The 1294-nt window shown below is 34.2% G+C and carries 1 protein-coding gene; it reads left to right on the forward strand.

The genetic code is table 11. The features are described from left to right. Positions 1 to 63 precede the first annotated feature (63 nt). Positions 64 to 1278: an ISL3 family transposase gene (locus OSCI_RS06810; protein ID WP_019488124.1), complete on the forward strand. Its 1215-nt coding sequence runs from the start codon at positions 64 to 66 to the stop codon at positions 1276 to 1278. Positions 1279 to 1294: the final 16 nt, after the last annotated feature.

The following is a 1294-nucleotide window of genomic DNA, read 5'->3' on the forward strand; positions in this document are numbered from 1 at the left end:
TTGGCTCTTTCGTACTTACTATGCTAAAATATTAGTAAATAGTTGTTGGGAGCAAAGTTAACTATGAAAAAGATAATGACCAAACTGCTAAACCTACCCGGAGTTATAGTAGAAGACAGCAGACAAACAGATGAAACATTAATTTTCTCAGTAAAAGTAGAGACAAAAACGGCAATCTGCCCACACTGTGGTCGAAGTAGTCATCGTCTTCATCAAAATCATGGACATTTAGTTAAAGATTTGCCGATGGGGAACCGAGAAGTAATTTTAAGAGTAAATCGGCGGCAATTTAAGTGTAATAATTGTGAAAAACCTTTCAGTGAAACATTAAGTTTTGTAGCCAAACGTCAAAATTTTACCAATAGATATGCACTAATGATTGCCGAACAGGTGATCCATAGCGACGTTAATAACGTCGCTAAAAATAATGGATTAACAAATGAAGAAGTCTGGTCAATGGTAATGTTTATAGCTGAGTCAATCATGCCCATTCACGTAGCTCAACTCAAACGGTTAGGGATAGATGAAATTAGTTTGGTTAAAGGACAAGGAAAATTTATTGTAGTTTTAGTAGACCTAGATACGCATAAGCTAGTAGGGCTAGTGTCATCTCGAACACAATCAGAAATAGAAAAAATGATGCGGCAATGGGGTGAAGAAGTGTTAGAACAGATAGAAGAAGTAAGTATAGATATGAGTGGTAATTATAAATCATTAGTGCGAAAACTTTGCCCAAATGCTGAGGTAACAGTGGACAGATTTCATGTTACAAAAATGATCCATGAAGAGTTAAATCAAGCGAGAGTTGACCAAAAAAAAACGGCAGAAGCCTTAAAAGTTAAGGAAAGAGCTAAATTATTTACTAGCTTGAAAGGAAGTAAATATATCTTATTAAAAGGCGTAGTTAAATTATCAAATAAACAAAAAGAAAAATTGAACCAAGTAAAAGAAGCTTCACCGTTAGTAGGAATAATGCACTCATTAAAGGAAGAATTTCACTCTTTATTTGAAAAGAGTAAAAGCTTAGGGGAAGGGATATTGAAACTAATAGATTGGATTGAAAAAGCTGCTCCATACTATCGGAATAGTGTCCCAACAATCAAACGGTGGTTTGGAGAAATAGTTGGGTATTTTGAACGCCGAACAACCAACGGTATAGTAGAAGGAATTAATAACAAATTAAAATTGTTAAAACGTTGTGGATTTGGATTTAGAAACTTTAACAATTTTGAAATTAGAGCTTTGATTAGCTGGCATTTTCCTAAAGTTTTAGCATAGTAAGTACGAAAGAACC

The sequence above is a fragment of the Kamptonema sp. PCC 6506 genome, from assembly GCF_000180455.1.
GTDB lineage: Bacteria > Cyanobacteriota > Cyanobacteriia > Cyanobacteriales > Microcoleaceae > Kamptonema > Kamptonema formosum.